We start from the raw sequence: 19439 nt of genomic DNA, 5'->3' as shown, positions 1-19439 counted from the left end.
ATGAAAACACTTTTGACCCTATTGACATTTGGAGCTACTAGTATGGGCCTTCACGCTCAATTCACATTTGCAAATAATCAAGCTATTACCAATAACGATATAGTTGCTCCGGTAGTTAGAGTTAGCAATGAATTGCGGGTCGCGAACACCTTTAGCGCAAATGATCCTGCCATCGGTACTTTGGATAACACCGGGTATGGTATAAACATCCACAAGACCGATGGTATAGGTTTTGCCTTTAATGGGGCCCACAAAGTAATAATTAAACCTACGGGAGAAATTGTGGCGCCCACTTTTTCATTTGATAATGAGATTCGGATAGCCAATTCTTTTAACGCTCTCGATCCTACGATCGGCACTTTGGATAATACGAGTTATGGAATAAACCTTCACAAAACTTCAGGTATTGGGTTCGCTTTTAACGGGCAACATGAAGTAGTCTTTAAGCCCAATGGGGATACGGGAATAGGTACGGATACACCCTTGGGAAAGTTACACGTTTCCACAGGAACTGCTGGTGATGCTGTACTAAGGCTTGAGGCCGATACGGACAACAATGATGAATTTGACAACCCCATATTTCAGATGCGTCAGGATGGTAATCAAGTCGGTGTTAATATGGGGTTTTCCAATGAAAACTTTGGTCACAATGTATTCGGCATAGCCACTAGATGGACCAACATTGAAAACTGGAATGCTTTTACGATAAATACCGAGACAGGAAAAGTGGGCATTGGTACCACGATCCCGGACGACAAGCTTACGGTAAAAGGTAGGATCCATGCCGAAGAGGTGAAAGTAGATCTTTCCGTTCCCGGACCGGATTATGTCTTCAAGGAAGGATATGACCTTAAATCCTTGGAGGAAGTGCAAAAACATATCCAAGAACACGGGCATTTGCCCAACATTCCCTCTGCGGAGGAAATGGAAGAGAAAGGGATTGAACTGGGGATTATGAATATGAAGCTCTTGGAGAAGATAGAGGAGCTCACGCTGTATATCCTGGAACAGGAAAACAGATTAAAACGATTGGATGTTATGGAAAATGAGATCATCCAATTAAAGAAAATAATGGCACAACCAACAAATCATAAATAAGATGAAAAAAACTGTATTTGCCCTTTTGGTTTTTCCAACATTGATATGGGGCCAGACCAATCTTTTGGATACCTCTAGCTGGACCGTAGGAACCGGTTCCGTTGGCAGTTTTGGTGTTTACCAGAATGACACTTCTGAAAATGAAAGGATAATGGGTACAGACCCCCATGGTAATACCAGTGTAATCTGGAAGGGTATGCCCAGCGGCAATGGTGGACAGGATGGGGGATGGAGGGGAACCTTCATCAATATCGATCATACTAGGACCTATCGGTTTACGGTTTGGGTAAAAAAAACCATTTCCCATGACGGAGCCGAATTATTCGGCTTTGAGGCGAATGATAATGCCTCGCAAGAGGCAAGTTTAAACCTTGACGGGAGCACTGACAATTCCCCTTGGTTCAATGATACGGATCTGCCGGCCTTGGATACTTGGTATTTAATGGCGGGCTTTGCGCATGGAAGTAATGATGCCTCCACCACACATTTGGGCGCTTTATATGCTGTGGATGGTACGATGATACGATCTTTAACTGATTACAAGTTTTCGGCCGCCGCGGTAACTATGCGGGAAGAGTCTATTTTATGGGGAGATACCGGGGGTGCGAGCGAGATTTATTTTTGGAATCCAACGGTTTACGAAGTCAACGGCCAGGAGCCCACCATTTCTGAACTGATCAATCCTGGAGGAAGCAGTGGCGGCCAGACGGTCTGGAACACTTCCGGTAATGACATCGATTACACCGCGGGTAACGTGGGCATTGGTACTACCACCATAGGAGCCTGGAAACTGGCCGTGGGCGGCAAAATTCGGGCCGAGGAGGTCAAGGTAGAAACCAATTGGGCGGACTATGTCTTTGCAGAAGGCTATAACCTGCCTACACTGGAGGAAGTGGAACAGCACATCAACGAAAGGGGCCACCTGATCAACATTCCCTCAGCGGCGGAGGTAAAGTCCAACGGCATAGAACTCGGGGAGATGAACAGACTACTCTTGGAGAAGATCGAGGAGTTGACACTATATCTCTTGCAAAGTAATCGTACCCAGGAAGATCTGGTAAAACGAATAAAGTCATTGGAACAAAGTAGAAAGAATCCATAGGCTATCTATGAGAAATAATAAATAAAAAGAAGACCCAAATCAAAAACATACAAAATGAAAAATGTTTTCCCCTTAATTTTCCTATTAGGAATACTACAGTTTCAAGCGCAAGATCCCGATCCGGACCCAAGACTGTTGGATTTTACCCCTCCAAGTCCAACCGCCTATTCCCTGACCCAGTTCTCGGCCCAGCAACCGGCCTTGTATACAGGTACGGCCAATACGTCCATTCCCTTGTATACCATAGATTTTGATGGGTGGTCCCTGCCAATTACCCTAAGCTATCATGCTACGGGTATACGGACCAACCAAGAAGCAACGGAGGTGGGTTTAGGCTGGTCCTTGAGTTCTACGGCTGTTATTTCCAGAAGTATCCGAAAGGGAAACGATTTTCATAATGTCCCTAACTTGGCAAAGGGCTATATTCATGATACAACCCCTGTTGACACTATCTTAAACGATCTCCGTAATTGGACAGATCTTACCATGAACGAAAGGAGCGTATTGGTGGCCAATTTCACAAATGCGTGGTACGATACGGAACCCGACATTTTCGATTATAACTTTTTTGGATTTCAAGGTTCCTTCATCCTCTCAAAAAAGAGTAATCCAACAGATGCTATTGCAGTCATTAAACTAAAGAATGACGCTACAATTATTCAATATTTTGATGGCCCCAATCCCTATTTTACCATAAAGACCCCGGAGGGATTCGAGGGTACTTTTGATATAAAGGAGAGAACTACAAACCTGGCTGGGTATAGTCCCAACCCGATAGGGGGGCCTTATGACGGGACTTACATAGATATTCTCAATACTACCAATCGTGGGCAATTTAGGACGGTAACGGCCTGGTATCTGTCGAGTATAGAAAGCCCCAGGGGCAAGCAAATCTCGTTTAACTATAACATATTGTCAACCGAGGACAGTCCTTTTGTCTCTGTCGGTGCGCCTTCTTTTTCGGAGATACGAATCCAGGATCTTCAGTCCGGGCAGGGAATATCCTTTTCCCGTTTGGTAACCGAGCATGTATATCAACAATCCATAATCATACCTAACGAACTGTCCATAACCTTTAATCAAGAGGACCGGGAGGATCTTCGAAGCAATACTTTTCTCTATGAAAATTCATTTCCTTTGACCGCACAAAAACCAAAACGATATACAGGTCTCCATATTCAGGGCCTTGATCCGGCGTCTACCTTTGAAAAGAACATAGTTTTTGGGCAATCCTATTTCAACCTGGAATACTTATTGGACGAGAGTGTGGACAACATCAATACCGAACCGGCCAAATACGCCTGGCTCAGAAGCCGTTTGGACTTTGTAACGGTTGATGACCAAACCCATCGCTTCTTTTACAATTTGGGAAACAATGGTGTCCCCTCAAAGTTTACTAGGGGAATAGATCACTTTGGTTTCTATAATGGTCAGGAGGACAATGATCAACTGCTTCAGGTGACCCCAAGGATACTTAGTGATATCTGTTCTTTTTTTGAAGCCGATATATCCAAGAAGTACTACTATCAAACGGAAGAACGGAAACCGGATTTTGCTCACGGGATAGCGGGAAGCTTAAAAAGAGTGCAATATCCCACGGGAGGTTATACCGATTTTCTCTACGAATCACATGACTACTATGCCGAAGGTTCGGTAGCTGCGGCTCAATACTATACCCCGGAGGCATTAAATGCCAGCGGTGCCAGTGGTACGGCCATAGCCGGGGGATTACGGATAAAAGAAATCGTTACCTATGAAAAAGAAGGAGTAATCGCGAGCGAAAAGTCCTTTGAATATAAAAATAGCATGGGAGGCACCACCGGGGTGATGCTGACCCCTTTTGCCCACTATACGGAAAGAAATATAATTGATGATACCAATGGTGACGGAATACTAGATAGTAATGACTTCTGTTCTTACCAGTGGTTTTCGTTAGTTGGCACCTCAGGCCAGAATACCGCAGAGGGAAAGAAAATAGGATATGACCGAGTAACTGAAGTAACAGTGGGCAAAAATGGGGAGAGTTATAGTAGCGAACATTTTTTCACCAACATTCCTACTAGAAAACCGAATCTCACGACACTTGATAATTTGATACCCTATGAACCAAAAACGTATAAGAACGGAAAATTGCAAAATCAACTTTTCGAGGACCACACTGGAACAACGGTGGTCCAGAGCAAAAATTATGGGCTATATGAAGATTTTAATGACGTTAGACTTGGACTTGCTTACTCCAGTAGGGACTGGGGTTCAGGGTACGCACTTGCCTATTACCCGTATCACCTCCCTATAGGTTTTGCGGAAATCGATTCGATCAATACCAGAACCACCTATAACACCAGAGACCTAAGTACTACAGTCAACTATACCTATAACGCCGTAGGACAACAAAAGGAAGAAAGAACCACCAATAGTAAAGGGGAACCAATTCGAACGGAATATAAACGTCTGGCAGAATTCTCAAATGCGGCCTGTGTATACGCCAGTGACGCTGTAAGCTGTCTACAGGATACTATGGCCCTTCGGAATATCATAAACCCGGTCTTGGAAAAACTTACCTATGTGGGTGATTCGGTAATTGCTGCAACCGGCTACCGTTATGATCTGGAGGAGGGCAACGTAGTTTTACGGGAAGTCTTGGAGTATGACGGTTCCAAGGCCAATTTTATAAGTTCTGCCAATGGTTTTGAATTCCCTAATTACCGATCTGTAGTGGTCTATGAGGATTATGACACCGAAGGCAACGTATTACAATATTCCGTGGCGGATGGCCCAACTACTTCGCTGATATGGGGTTATAATGAAGAGTATCCCATTGTAAAGGGCGAAAACATAGGGTATACGGACCTTCTTCAGGCCCATACTGCAGCTCTCGTCAATCCAACAACCTATGAAGAAAATATCCGTTCCAATCCAGTTGCCCAAAAGGCCCTGATCACTACCTATACATTCGACCCCATGGTGGGAATGGTAGCGATGTACGATCCCTCGGCCCGCAAAACGACCTACTCCTATGATGCCTTTAGGCGATTGGAAACGATCAAGGATTTGAACAACGAATTGCTACAAGACTATGAATACCACTATAAAACACCGGAAAGGTATGGTGGAATTACTTCTAGGACCGGGCTTAATTTTGGGGTGGTCGGCCCGGATTCCGTCCGGACCATAAACACCGGAATTAAAAATGAAGGAAATTATGACATTACCATAAATAGTCTTTCACTACCTACCAACTTTAGCAGTACTTGGGCGAGCACGCCTTTTCTGATTCGACCGGGCGATACCTTTAGCTTGCCTGTGACCTATACTTCGCCCAATCCGGGAGCAGGAATAGAAGGCGGCAATATGATCTTACAGACCACGGACAACCTGGATGGGAACGTTAGTATATCCCTTTCGGCCAATAGTGCCGTAGAAACAAGGATTTTAAGTCTTCCCCAAGATTGTTATGAGGTAGGATCCAGTTTTGCTGAAATAGGGATTCTTCTCAGTAATGATGGGAACTCCCCCATAAAAATAACCCATGTGGGAATAGATACAGATGAACTGCAACTATTAGGCACATATGATGTTCCCCCCACTACACAGTCTTGGATGGCCGTAAAGGTGAAGCTATTAAAACCGCTTACGGGACCCAATGCCTGGGATGGTATGTCCACCATTTTTATTGAGACCGATGCGGATACTCCTGTTTTCAATGTACAGGTGGATTTGACCGCAAATAGTTGTAATTAAAACATTACCCAAAAGCAAAGACCCAAGTGCCGTAAAAACACTTAACACAAATAAACCTTTTACCAAAAAAATATAGCAATTCTGGATATGACCTTGAAGTGATTACGAGTACCACTGTCACAGCCAGTACTAACAATAAATAAAGACCCCAAGATGAAAGCAAAACAAAACAATAGAATTCGGACATTTGGCTCGTTGGCCGTTCTACTCTTATGTCTCCTTATGGGAACTTCGGCCCTGGCACAGCAGATTACGGGCCCTACCTCGGTAAACGAGGGGGACACTAATAATTATTACCTGTCCGGGGCCTCCAACATCTCCTGGAACGTATCCGGGGCGGCCAGCTGGTCCGGATCCGGTGGCAGTATCAGCGTAACGGCGGGGAGTTCCAACTATACGGTATCTGCCAACTTTACGGGAGGGCCCGGTTATTCTGCCCTTTTTGTTAACGTAACTCCCAGTGGCCCACCAAAACCGCCTAATCCAACTGCGTCTACTGCAAATTGTCAGGTAACGTTGACCAGGACCGGTTCGCCAACGTCCGGCATCAAATGGTACTGGCAGGGAAGGACCAGTTCCGGGACATCTATCACCAAAGGTAATGGAAGTACGTACGTGGCTGATGAAGGATCCGGTAGATATTACATAAGGGCCAAGTACGATTCCGGTGCATGGAGCAGTGGATCGGGGTATGTGGATGTCACGATTCCCAGTACACCTTCGGCCCCTAGTGTTTCGGACAGGGAAATCTGTTCGGGCCAGACCACGACCTTGACGGTCAACAGCCCTATTTCGGGTACCTACCGTTGGTATAATTCCTCAGGGACACAGTACTTAGACTCGGGCACAAGTTATGCGGTCTCCCCCAGTAGCACTACCAGCTATACGGTACGGGTTACCTCAAGCGCGGGCTGCGAAAGCCCTGCCGGAACGGTCCAGGTCAACGTGATCAACCTACCCGCCCCATTGAACAACAGTCCCATTCGCGATTGCGAATCGGGCTCCACGGTTATACTCTCTGCCCTAAGCTCCAAAACGGTCAATGGCGAGTTCCATAGCAACATGGTACACGTATGGTATTCCGACCAGAACCGCAACAATATTGTTTCCCATGTTCCGGCCAGTGGTGTTCCCTCGGGTTCGGTAGGTACCCAAAAGACAATTACCCTTCAACCGGGCCAAAGTGCGAGTTATTGGGTCGCCAGCAAAGTAGGCAACTGCGAGGGGGCCTTGAGGGAGGTGACCGGGGAGTATATAGACCATTCGATCGACGGGGGCCAGATTTCCGCTCCCCAGCCGGCTGCAATATGTTATAATACAGATCCCGGGAACCTAGCAAACTCTGTTTTGCCGTCCGGAGGGGACGGTGCCTTCTCCTATGAATGGGAGTATTCGGACGATAACAGTATTTGGCATGACATTCAGGGGGCCACCTCGGCCTCTTATAATCCCTCGGGCGGCCTAGTGGGCGACCGATGGTACCGAAGAAAGGCGTTGTCCTGTAATAGGTTCGGTTATTCGAACACAGTCCCGGTTACGGTCCAGGCCAATGTTCTACAACCTACCTTACAGCTCGTATCACAGACCACCTGCTTGTCCCCTACCGGTAGCTTTAGGATCAGCAATTATAATAGTGCCTACTCGTACAGTGTAAATCCGTCTGCGGGGGTCGTTGAGGTCAATGGGGATACGGTTACGGTCTTCCAGGGTACCTATACAGTTACGGCTACGGAGAACGGATGCTCTTCCGTTGCATCCGCCTCCATTGAGATATTTGAACAGCCCTTTGTACCGGGCAAACCGTTGAATCCGACTAATATCGACAACTCGGTCTGTGGGGAGATTACCCTGACCAAGGGCGAGCCGAATTCGACCGCCAATGCCACCTGGTACTGGCAGGCCGAACAGACGGGCACAAGCACCGGCCCGGACAATTTGAACCCAACCGTTACCTTGACCACTGGAAGCGTCTATTACCTTAGGGCAAAACACGATACTTCCGGCTGTTGGGGGGATGCCCGGCGCATCGACTATACGATCAATCAAGTTCCCTTGGAAGCTTCGGGAAGCAATGTCTCCCGATGTGGTTCTGGTGCGGTTACGTTGACCGCCTCGCCCGGTACCCATGGCGATGAGATCCGATGGTATACCGTTGCCTCCGGAGGTTTGCCCCTTACCAACGGGGTCAGTGCCAATACCTTGGAGTATACCACCCCGGGCATAAGTACCAACACCACCTACTATGCGGAAAGCTACAACAGTACCACAGGTTGCTTTTCATCGACCAGACATGCCATTCAGGCTATCATCGACACCGGTAGCAACACCTATTATTACGATGGGGACAATGACGGCCTGGGGAACCCCAATATTACCATAATAGCATGTACCCAGCCCAGTGGCTATGTGGCCAATGCGTCCGATCTTTGCCCCAATGTACCGTCGCCGACGAACGACTGTCCAGCCAATGATCCATCCGGTCAAAACTATGTCTATACCCGAACCTATCAGGCTCCCAGGACCACGGTCCCAGCGCAAAAATTCGATGAGGGCGATAACGGGCAGTTCGATGTAGAGAACGATTATGTACAGGGCATCACCTATTTCGATGGCCTAGGCCGGCCTATGCAACAGGTAGGTATACGCCAGTCCGCGGATAGTCTGGACATCGTTACCCATTTTGGGTATGATGCCTATGGACGGCAGGACAAGGAATGGTTGCCCTTCCATGAACCGGACAGTACCCTAGGGAGCTATCGCTATTGGGATGTGGAATTGGCCACAAAACAGTATTACAAGACCCATCCGGTATATGCCGATGATTTTACGGGACTCTTGGAAGGTGATGTCAATGCCTATTCCGAAACCTATTTTGAAACCTCCCCCTTGAACCGGGTATTGCGGCAGACCGCCCCCGGGGAGGACTGGAAACTGGACAAACTGTCCGACGATCGCAGTATCGAATTCGATTACGAGACCAATGACACCCTACAAATACGGATGTTCCGGGTAGAAACGGAATTTGTCAACGATACCCGTATCCCGGAGCTTAAGTTCCCGGAGGATGCGCAGGGCAATCCCTTAGAATATTATTCCCCCGGTGAACTCTTTAAAAATATCACCAAGGATGAGAATCATGATACGGCGGACGGCAAATTGCACACCACCGAGGAGTATACGGACAAACAGGGTAGGGTAGTACTCAAACGGACCTATGCCGATGCGGACATCGATCTAAACGGTAATGGCAATAATACAGATCCCAACGAGATTCTTGAGGCTCCACATGATACCTATTACGTCTATGACGATTTTGGCAACCTTGCCTATGTATTGCCACCTAAGATGGAGGCCGGTACGGCCACTTTGGCGGAGATCAATACTGGAATGGTGGAACTGGGGTACCGATATGTCTACGATCACCGCAACCGCTTGGTGGAAAAACAACTGCCCGGAAAGGGGAGGGAACATATTGTTTACGATAAACTAGATCGGCCCATCATGACCCAGGATAGTGTACAGCGGGTCACCGGGGAGTGGCTCTTTACCAAGTACGATGCCTTTGGCCGGGTAGCCTATACGGGCAAGGCGGTGGAAATGGATGCTTCGGTACCCCGATCCAGAACCGCGGTACAGGCTTTGGCCAACGGCATCAGCGGTGCCCATTGGGTGGAACAGGCTACGGCCGCTATTACGATTGGTGGGGCGGATGTCCATTACAACAATGCGGCCTACCCCGTAGCTACGGTAACCGAGGTATTGACCATCAATTATTATGACAATTATGACTTTCTGGCCAGTGAAACGGGCATTTCCCTGCCTGCCACCGTTTTGGGGCAGGCCGTGGAAAACCACGACAATCTAACGAAGACCGCGACCAAAGGGCTCGCTACAGGGAGCAAGGTAAAGGTCTTGGACGTGATACCGACCGACTGGATCATCTCCGTAACCGCTTATGATACCAAGGCCAGGCCGGTGTATGCCTATACCGAAAATGAGTATTTAGCTACCCAGGATGTGGTGGAAAGCGCGTTGGACTTTTCGGGCAGGGCCCTAAAGGTAAAGGCCAGCCATACACGTAGTAGTGCTACCATCGTTACGATAGATAATTTTACCTATGACCATACCGGCCGTTTGTTGGCCCAGACCCAATGTATCGGGGACGAAACCTTGGGTGATTCCTGTACAGGTGGTGGTGGCGTTGTGGCCGACCTTCCCCTAAGCGGGACCGTTACGGATAGCCGGGTAGCCACGGCCAGCATTACGGTCACCAATGCCACCCTTCTACCGGACGCCCGGCTCTATATAGACCCCAACGCCACGGGAACGGGCGGGGCCGAGGAGCTCATTGTACATAACGACTATGACGAACTGGGTCTATTGACCCGTAAAAAAGTAGGCGGTACGCCCGGTAGCGGTTATACTGCGACCCAGGGCTTACAGGAAGTGGACTACACATATAATGTAAGGGGATGGCTAACGGATATCAACGATATTTCTGATGCAGTCCCGAATAAATTGTTTAACTTTAGCCTAAGTTATAACCAAGGACTAATTCCATTGTACAACGGCAATATTTCACAGGCACAGTGGCGTACGGCAAGTACGGACAATACGTTGAAGTCCTACGGCTATACCTACGATGCGTTGAACCGGATAACCAGTGCTACGGACAACTCCGGGAACTATGATGTAAGCAATATCGCCTACGACAAGATGGGTAATATTCTGACTCTAACTCGTGATGGTTGGCAGGACAATGGGGGTACCATAATATACCCGGATATGGATATTTTGGATTATGATTACGGTGTAGGGAATAAACTGACTAAGGTTAGCGACACCGGTAATGGCAATTATGGCTTCAAGGACGGTTCGAATACCAACGACGACTTTGTCTATGATGCCAACGGCAACATGACATCTGACCAAAATAAAGGGATTACGGGCATTACATATAACCATTTGAACCTGCCCACCTCAATCGATATCGACGGAGGCAACATCTCGTACGTCTACGATGCCGCCGGGACGAAACTGGAAAAGGAAACAAGCACGGGAACAATAACGGAATATGCCGGAAATTATATCTATGAGGGCAATACTTCCGCCACGACCCTACAGTTCTTCTCCCACCCGGAAGGCTATGTAAATGCCAATGGGGGTGGGTACGACTATGTGTACCAGTACCGCGACCACCTCGATAATGTAAGGTTAAGTTACACGGACGACCCTTCAAACCCTGGTACTCCCACCATCATAGAGGAGAACAACTACTATCCCTTCGGCGGTAGGCACAGGGGCTACAATATGGGCGGGGACAATTCCCTAGGCAACGATGTGGCGCAACGTTGGAAGTTCGGCGGTAAGGAACTGGACAATAGCCTTAACGCAGCGTTGGATACCTATGACTTCGGTGCTAGGAACTACGACCCGTGGCTGGGCAGGTGGATGAACGTGGACCCTCTGGCGGAACAGATGCGAAGGCACAGCCCGTACAACTATGCCTTTAACAACCCTATCTACTTTACCGATCCCGATGGTATGGCACCTGCCTCTCCAGACGATATTTACATCGACAAAGTAACCGGTAAGGAAATAGGCAGGGACGGTCGCGTCTCGAACGATGTTAGGATTATAGATGCAGCGGATTTTGATGATATAAAAACTGCAAATGGCGGTTCTACGATTTCGGCGGCGGCCACAAAAGAATTACAGGACAATAGTACTCTTGTAACTGTTAATGATTCTCAAATTCAGGATGCAGTACAGGATGTGAATGATACATCTAGAACGGTCGAAACACAAGTTAATATTGTTTTGGATAGGGACAGCGGGGAAGTTAGTGCAATACAACGGCCTGCTGGAACAGATGGAAAGACGACTTTGAGTTACGATCAATTCAAAGATAAAAATGGAGTTACGTACAACACCTCCCAAGAAGATTTGTTGGTTGGGCAGGTTCATGGACATAATAAATCACAACAAGCAAACGTAGTCAATGTACCAGGAACATCTCAGGCTGATGTAACCGCAGCCAATTCAGCAGGTATTAGTGTTTACTCGGTTGATGCCTATAATACACCAGTTGGTGGAGCAGCAAACATAAATAAGGTAACCAGGGATGGAACACAAACAAATGCTATTGGACAGACCAAAGGAAATCTTTTGAATCAAGGCAAGACGATAAATATAGGGCGGGATGCTTTGAATGATTATATTAAAAACTAATTGATGAGGAAACTGATAAACTTTACAATCTTATGCCTTATTTTAAGTGGTTGCGCTAGCAACATTAAAAAATCAAGAATTACATATTTATTCCCTGTTGAAACGGAGAATAGTATAAGTGAATTTTTGAAAGGCCAAAAATCTAAATTTGCGGTATTTTATTTTGAAAGAGTAAAAGACAATCCGACTACCAAAGTTCATGTTGAAACATTCAAGAGTAAGGAAGCGTTGGAAACAGCCCTATCGAACTCTACACTAGGCAATAGATATGTTTTTATCGATTACAAGTACTATCCAGTACTTTTTGATTATGATTTTAAATTTTATTCTAACGAGAAAAATGGCAAGCCGCAAGTATCGGTAATCAATGAAGCCAACGGTAATCAAGAAGAAAAGGATATACCTGCCCTTACGTACAGAATGAAAAATCAGCATTTAATCGGGTACAAGAAAAACATTAGAATAATCGATTGGTCGAATTATGTGATTATTGATGATAAAGGAAATATCGTAGAGAACGGACTTTAGAACAGTAATGCGCAATAGATTTAAACCACTCTTCGGGGTGGTTTTTTATTGCAGTACGTTCTGTAGCTTGGTCTGCTTGATGAAGGCATCGAGCATGGCGAACACGTGTTCCCTGTCCTTGTCCTTCATCTGTGTAACCCTCCGATGCAATCCCGAATAAATTGTTTAACTTTAGCCTAAGTTACAACCAAGGCCCCGATCCATTGTACAACGGAAACATAGCACAGGCCCAATGGCGTACTGCTAATACGGACAATGCATTGAAGTCTTACCAATATACCTACGATGCGCTCAACCGGATCGCTGGGGCAACCGGTTTGGGAGATATGTCAAAATTTGACTTGTCCGGGATTACTTATGACAAAAACGGCAACCTCTTGTCCCTAAGCAGGCTGGGGCATAAGAGTGCCACGCCCATCCTGAACGATATGGACGACAGCGACTATGGTACCATGGATGCGCTAGACTATAATTATCACGACAACCAGATGAGCAACCGACTCTACAAGGTGCGGGACGATGGTGAGGATGCCTACGGCTTCAAGGACGGTAGCGGGGATGCCCAAGACTACTGGTATGACGCTAATGGAAATATGACCGCCGATGCCAATAAAGAGATAACTTCAATAAGTTATAACCACCTGAACCTACCGATACAGGTGACCATGGCAGGCGGTAACATACAATACGTTTATAGCGCAGATGGCACGAAACTTAAAAAGACGGTCAGCAGCGGTGCAACAACGGAATATAATTCGGGATATATCTATGAGAACAATATCTTGCAAGGCATTGCCCAATCCGAAGGTTACATTAAATTGGACAATGGTCAGTACTCTTATGTCTACCAATATATAGACCACCTTGGGAATGTAAGGCTATCATACACCGATGCTGATGGGAACGGTAATATAGATGCCTCCTCAGAGATTATAGAGGAGAACAACTACTACCCATTTGGTCTAAGGCATAAAGGGTACAACGATGTGATTTCTCCGTTGGGCAACTCGACCGCTCAAAGGTGGAAGTACAATGGGGTTGAATTTGAAGAGGCGCTGGATGTTGATTTATACGAGACTTTTGCAAGAGGTTATGACCCGGCGCTTGGAAGATTCGTTCAAATAGACCCATTGGGTGAGCTAATCCAACAAATCAATAAATCACCATATAACTTTGCTTGGAACAATCCAATACTGTTCAACGACCCATCCGGGCTTTGTCCTGATTGTCCGAATCCTGAGGATGCCGAGGAAGGGGATACCTATACCATTGATAACGGAAGTGTATATGTGTTCAACAGTGGAGAATGGGAAAGACAGACTGTTGAGGAACTGGATGAAGTTATCGTTACCGCTGATGGACAAGAGAATTCGACACACGAAGCGGCAATGGGTGCGGCAGGTGCAATAGTACTTGGCGAAACAATTGCAGAGATTACACTACCCTCTCTGGCGGTTGAAGTTTCAACTGCGTCCGCTGCTTCCGCAGGTGTCGCTAGTGTAGCAGTTGTAGGAATGGCCACACCTTATGCCATGTTGCTTTTCCTTGCCTCTCAAGGGGCACCATCAAGACCAAGTTTTGAACAAGCACAGGGAGATATGTTTTTTCCTTTAACAAGTTCTGGGCCCGCTGCTTTTGCACCTTCTACTACAAGTACTGCGCCACCCAGTGTGAATCCACCGGCTTATCAACCACTTACGGTGGAAGAGGCACTTTTGCTATCTGCATACCTGAACCAAATGGCAGCAGAACATGAGAAAAATAAGAGAAAATCAACGAAGGGCAAACACGAGAAGGGACAAACAAGAAAAGGTAGAGATCGAGGTGGAGAAAAAGGAGATGCTGGCAGAAGACCTCCGAGAAAAAGGCCGCCAGGGTGGAAAGGTCCTTGGCCTCCAAAAAATTAAACCTTAAGTAAGTAAAACGACAAACTAATGAAAGGAGATAGATTATATAACAAAGCACTTTTTGAAGCAAATACCAATAATAATGAGGCAGCTTTTGAATTACTTAATAAAGCTGTGAGATATAAGAATCCAAAAGCTTTTTATGCTCTTGGAACATGGTACTTGCATGGAACATATGTTAAAAAGGATGTACCGAAAGCAATTGATTATCTATTGTCGGCTGCCAAATACAAATACTCGGAAGCATTTTATGATTTAGGGGTTTGTTATGAAAAGGGTGTTGGAGTTGAAAAGAACTTGGACAAAGCTTTTGAGTATTACTTACAAGCAAGCTTAAGAGGAGATAAACAATCCTTTTACGAAGTAGGTAGGTGCTACTATTATGGCATTGGTGTTGAAGAGGATAAAGTATTGTCGGACTATTGGTTGGAAAGAGCTGAGGAATTAGGTATAACGGAATAGCAAACCCGCTATCCGCTCCGCAGTAGTTGTACTGCTGTGGCATAATAAATAAGACAGAGTATATAATAGAGTGTTAAGGGTCATGGCAAACGCCATGACCCTTCATTGCTTTTCCCGGCTGCTTAATTTTATTACATTAAGGTGGCAACAAGGCGTAAAACATGAAAGAAAGACAAATGGATTCTATTATTTAGAGGAAGAATCAATCGTGCCGGAGGTTATGGTAACGCCTCAAATGTTGAAAACCATAACATAATGGCGTTTCCGTAGCAGTACAGCTACCGCGGAACTGGGGAACTGGTATGGTGTAGATTCAATAAAGGTATTTAGTAGAGGAAAAAAGAGATAAGTGAAATGCAATTTTATATTAAACTCTTACCCATATTTTTTGTTTTGGCAAACGTATTAATTTCATGTAATCAAGCTAAATACAGGGAATATTACGGCAACAGAACTTTGAAAAGTGAGTTTATAGGAACCAAGAACCCCAAAAAAGGTATCTATAAGGAATACTACAAGAGTGGAAATATAAAGCAAGTGGACATTTATGACAACGATGTAAAAGTTGATTCATCCGTTTACTATTTTGAAGATTACGAAAATCAGATTAAAGAAATCAGATATTTTAATGATAGCAGTATCTGCATTGTTGGATATGATAGTAACGGGAACACGATCAAAGAGGGGAAATCTCTCATGGACGACCCTAGTTATAGGATAGGCAAATGGACTTTTCATAAGCAAAAAACCAAAACAGACAGTATTGTCGAATATATTACCGTTGACGGAAAATCCTATGTAAATCAAATATGGCACAAGAATATCAAGGGTGATACAATACTAGGCCGAGGGAATTATACTGAAATTGTTAAAAAAGATAGTTTCGATCTTGGTGATTTAGTCAGGTTGCGGTTTATCCTTATGGAATCGTTCTATGGTGTGAACTCGGATATTATTATTATAATACCTAAAGATGAAAATCTTTTAAAAGAGGATTATTCAAACTTATTGGAAATAGAAAGAGACACTATTCAAAGCCTAAAGAATGATGGCATTCCACGTCCGGGAATACCAAAGGAAATGCCAATTAACCATATTGCAGAGTTTGGATTAAAATACGATGAACCTGGCCAATATAGTTTAAGAGGAGCTTTGGTTGAGTATGTTTACAAGAAACTCGAGAATGCAAAAAAAACCTGACTCTATATACAGGGTAGAACGAAAATTGTTTTTTGATGATACCTTTTTCATTAGAGATGCATCTGATAATGTCCCTCGATAGGGTGTAGTGTTCCAAATTGGCCCCGGCTCCCGTTCCGCAGTTGTTACTACTGCGGCACAATAAATAGGACAGCGTAAATAATAGAGTGTTAAGGGTCATGGCAAACGCCATGACCCTTTATTGCTTTTCCCGGCTGTTTAATTTTGTTACATTCAGGTATGCAACAAGGCGTAAAACATGAAAGAAAGACAAATGGATTCTATTATTTAGAGGAAGAATCTATTCTACCAGAGGTTACAGTAGTGCCTCAAATGATGAAAACGATAACGTAGTGGAGTTTCCGCAGCAGTACAACCCTGCCCGCCTATGGTGAGTACTGCGGAACTGGGAATTTCCTTTCTGGAATAGAGTTTCAATAAAAATTTGATTTGGAAATGACGTATAGCATAGATTACCAAAAAAAACGAAAATATTTTTACCGCTTTCTTATAATAATCTTCTTGGTAGATTCTGGAATTGCATTGATAATAGGAAACAATGACCAATTGGATGATAATAAGCTATTAAGCTTATTGATAGGATTGTTAGGGTTCACATTCGTTTTTTATCTTTTTCCTTTAATCATACTTTATTTTAATTATCTGAATAGAAACAAAAACTATGTCTTAACCGTTGTGAATGATTCTAAGATGATTTATAATGATACGAGAAATAGAAAAGAATTTTTAATTTCTGATGTCAAATGTTTGGAAATGCACCTTTCCAAAACTGTTTTTGAAAATAGAATGAGATGGTTTTTTTGGGATGAATTGTTTTATTACCGTTTAGTTTTAAAAGAGGGAGATACATTTATTATTTCCTGTTTACTAAGTGATAATATCCATCAATATTTTTCTAAATCCCAGATTAAGAAGGTTAAACGGTTATTTCCAATAATAAAAACTGAGAGGACTGTTAAAAGTTAGGGAGGTAATGGTATTTTCTCAATTAATGACTTTACCGTGTAAACTTCCCTTGGTCGTATTACAAATTGGTGCTTTTATGGGAGCAGATTCTTAAGTTTTTAACTATCAATACTATAGCAGTATCGGAGGTCGCTTATCAGCGGCCTCTTGGTATTTGCTAGGAATTGGAATTTAGCGTGGCACCCTTATAAAGGCCGTTTGCTTTCCCATGGTGTTTCAAAATTATATCTGTTTTTATAACATAGCCTGTAATTCTTTTACTAAGAACGAAAGCTGATGTGTGCAACTCTCACCAACAATCAGATTCCCCTGTCGAAATCCCCTGCATTTCATCTAAAACCAATTCATTTCGTAGTATTTTACCCACTATTTTTGTAATTTTAAAGTAATTTAGTACTTAAACCAAACCTTACCTTGAAAAACGTATTCCCCCTAGTTTTTTCCTTGTTTATTTCTTTTGTAGCATCCGCCCAACAAGAGGCGGCCATCTGGTATTTTGGCCAGAATGCAGGCCTCGATTTTAGGAGTGGGGCCCCGGTACCCCTTACGGATGGCGCATTGAACACTGAGGAGGGCTGTGCCTCCATATCCGACCCCAATGGGAACCTCTTGTTCTATACCGATGGTGTTCGGGTATGGAACCGTAACCATCAGGTGATGCCCAATGGTACAAATTTAGGAGGACACCGTTCCAGTACGCAATCGGCTATAATTGTACCAAGTCCCGGATCTATTTCGATTTACTACATATTCACGGTAGATGAACAAGGACGTAGTAACGGTCTTATGTTTTCCGAGGTAGATATGACCTTGGATGGCGGTCTGGGTGATATAACTGGGACAAAAAACGTGCAGTTGGCCATGCGCGTTACCGAAAAAATTACGGCGGTGGAACATGCCAATGGCTCGGATATCTGGGTCTTGGCCCATGGACGATGGGACGATACCTTTATGGCCTATTTGGTTACCGCGGCGGGAGTCACCACCACTTCGGTGGATACCAATATCGGAACAAATTTGTCTATGTCCTATATACCGGATCAAGCTTTGGGCTATTTAAAGGCCTCACCGGACGGGTCTAAAATCGGGGCAGCTTTTTATCTGAATGCCATAGAAGTCTATGATTTCAATTCGGCAACTGGGGTTTTGAGCAATCTTAGAGTAGCAACAAACGATGACACTAAGACCTATTATGGCCTGGAATTTTCCCAAAATAGCCAAATGCTCTATGTGTCCAATTACCGGGGAGAAGTGGCCCAATATAATACTGCTGCGGCAGACTTGGCAGCGAGCAAGGTTCTCATTTTTCAAAAGCCGGGTGATCGGTTCGGGGGTCTTCAATTGGCTCTGGATGGAAAAATCTATATGGCACACCGTAGAGAACCTTATTTAAGTGTTATCAATGCACCGGATAATCCCGGCCTTGCCTGTAATTTTGCGGAGGGTAGTATAGATTTGGGCGGACGACGTTCTGACTTGGGACTTCCTCCTTTTATCCAGTCCTTTTTCCTGTTGGGTTTTCAGGTGGAACAATTTTGCCTGGGTCTTCCTACGACCTTTACCCTCAACATCAATGAACCCATTCTCTCGGTGACCTGGGACTTCGGTGATGGGAACACCTCCACGGTGGAGGACCCAACACATACCTATGCGGTCCCCGGCACCTATACGGTAAGCGTAACTGTGACCACGGCCTCCGAGACGAAAACGGAGTCCAAGGAGGTGACGATCTATGGGGTCCCTGTGGCGAACGCGGCGGCGGACTTCGAGGTCTGTAGCCCGGACCCGGCCTATGAATTCGACCTGTCCACAAAGGATGCGGAGGTTTTGGGCGCCCAGCCCGCCACGGACTTTGCCGTGGCCTATTACCCGAGCCTGGCGGACGCCCAGGGCGGGACGAACCCTTTGCCGATGATGTATACGAACACCGACCCCGTAGAGACGGTCTTCGCCCGCATTTCCAACGGCAACAATACCACCTGTTACGATATAATGAGCTTCGACCTAACGGTAAAACAGGCCCCGGTACTGCATCCGGTAACCGATCGGACGGTCTGCGATACGGACACGGACGGGCTCTTTGCCTTCGACCTCTCCACCAAGGACAATGAGGTACTGGACGGACAGGATCCGGCCGATTTCTCGGTAAGCTACCATACTACCCAAGCAGATGCCGATAACGC

10 protein-coding genes are annotated in these 19439 nt (G+C 45.3%); 9 read left to right on the top strand and 1 reads right to left on the bottom strand.

Translation table 11 applies throughout. From position 1 onward, the window contains the following. The 8 genes from D7Z94_RS21520 (at position 1) to D7Z94_RS21485 (ending at position 16269) form a co-directional block, all read left to right on the top strand. Positions 1-1098: a tail fiber protein gene (locus D7Z94_RS21520; protein WP_147415955.1), complete on the top strand. Its 1098-nt coding sequence runs from the start codon at positions 1-3 to the stop codon at positions 1096-1098. A gap of 1 nt (position 1099) precedes the next feature. Next, positions 1100-2200, top strand: a complete 1101-nt coding sequence (locus D7Z94_RS21515; protein ID WP_120713718.1) for a tail fiber protein — start codon at positions 1100-1102, stop codon at positions 2198-2200. A 54-nt stretch (positions 2201-2254) separates the two neighbouring features. Further along, positions 2255-5941: an RHS repeat domain-containing protein gene (locus D7Z94_RS21510; RefSeq protein ID WP_120713717.1), complete on the top strand. Its 3687-nt coding sequence runs from the start codon at positions 2255-2257 to the stop codon at positions 5939-5941. A gap of 153 nt (positions 5942-6094) precedes the next feature. Continuing rightward, positions 6095-12172, top strand: a complete 6078-nt coding sequence (locus D7Z94_RS21505) for a DUF6443 domain-containing protein (RefSeq protein WP_120713716.1) — start codon at positions 6095-6097, stop codon at positions 12170-12172. Between the two features lie 3 nt (positions 12173-12175). Beyond that, positions 12176-12700, top strand: a complete 525-nt coding sequence (locus D7Z94_RS21500) for a hypothetical protein (RefSeq protein ID WP_120713715.1) — start codon at positions 12176-12178, stop codon at positions 12698-12700. A gap of 161 nt (positions 12701-12861) precedes the next feature. Further along, a complete protein-coding gene (locus D7Z94_RS21495) occupies positions 12862-14607 on the top strand; it encodes an RHS repeat domain-containing protein (protein WP_147415953.1) in 1746 nt (581 codons plus the stop codon). Between the two features lie 27 nt (positions 14608-14634). After that, positions 14635-15069, top strand: coding sequence for a tetratricopeptide repeat protein (locus D7Z94_RS21490; RefSeq protein ID WP_120713713.1), 435 nt, complete (start codon positions 14635-14637; stop codon positions 15067-15069). Between the two features lie 354 nt (positions 15070-15423). Beyond that, on the top strand, positions 15424-16269 hold the full coding sequence (locus tag D7Z94_RS21485; protein ID WP_120713712.1) for a toxin-antitoxin system YwqK family antitoxin: 846 nt from the start codon (positions 15424-15426) through the stop codon (positions 16267-16269). A 306-nt stretch (positions 16270-16575) separates the two neighbouring features. Here the strand turns inward: D7Z94_RS21485 and D7Z94_RS26105 are convergent, their stop codons facing one another. Continuing rightward, on the bottom strand, positions 16576-16707 hold the full coding sequence (locus D7Z94_RS26105) for a hypothetical protein (protein ID WP_262696939.1): 132 nt from the start codon (positions 16705-16707) through the stop codon (positions 16576-16578). Between the two features lie 963 nt (positions 16708-17670). Between D7Z94_RS26105 and D7Z94_RS21475 the strand changes: the two genes are divergently transcribed. After that, positions 17671-19439 (top strand): PKD domain-containing protein (locus D7Z94_RS21475; RefSeq protein ID WP_120713710.1); only part of this gene is annotated, 1769 nt, incomplete at its 3' end.

This window comes from Ulvibacterium marinum (assembly GCF_003626755.1).
Lineage (GTDB): Bacteria > Bacteroidota > Bacteroidia > Flavobacteriales > Flavobacteriaceae > Ulvibacterium > Ulvibacterium marinum.
Note: the sequence above shows the minus strand (reverse complement) of the source record. Positions and strands in the feature narration are given on the sequence as shown.

Coding starts and splice junctions, on each gene's coding strand:
- D7Z94_RS21520 (WP_147415955.1), top strand. CDS start 1: ATGAAAACACTTTTGACCCTATTGACATTTGGAGCTACTAGTATGGGC.
- D7Z94_RS21515 (WP_120713718.1), top strand. CDS start 1,100: ATGAAAAAAACTGTATTTGCCCTTTTGGTTTTTCCAACATTGATATGG.
- D7Z94_RS21510 (WP_120713717.1), top strand. CDS start 2,255: ATGAAAAATGTTTTCCCCTTAATTTTCCTATTAGGAATACTACAGTTT.
- D7Z94_RS21505 (WP_120713716.1), top strand. CDS start 6,095: ATGAAAGCAAAACAAAACAATAGAATTCGGACATTTGGCTCGTTGGCC.
- D7Z94_RS21500 (WP_120713715.1), top strand. CDS start 12,176: ATGAGGAAACTGATAAACTTTACAATCTTATGCCTTATTTTAAGTGGT.
- D7Z94_RS21490 (WP_120713713.1), top strand. CDS start 14,635: ATGAAAGGAGATAGATTATATAACAAAGCACTTTTTGAAGCAAATACC.
- D7Z94_RS21485 (WP_120713712.1), top strand. CDS start 15,424: ATGCAATTTTATATTAAACTCTTACCCATATTTTTTGTTTTGGCAAAC.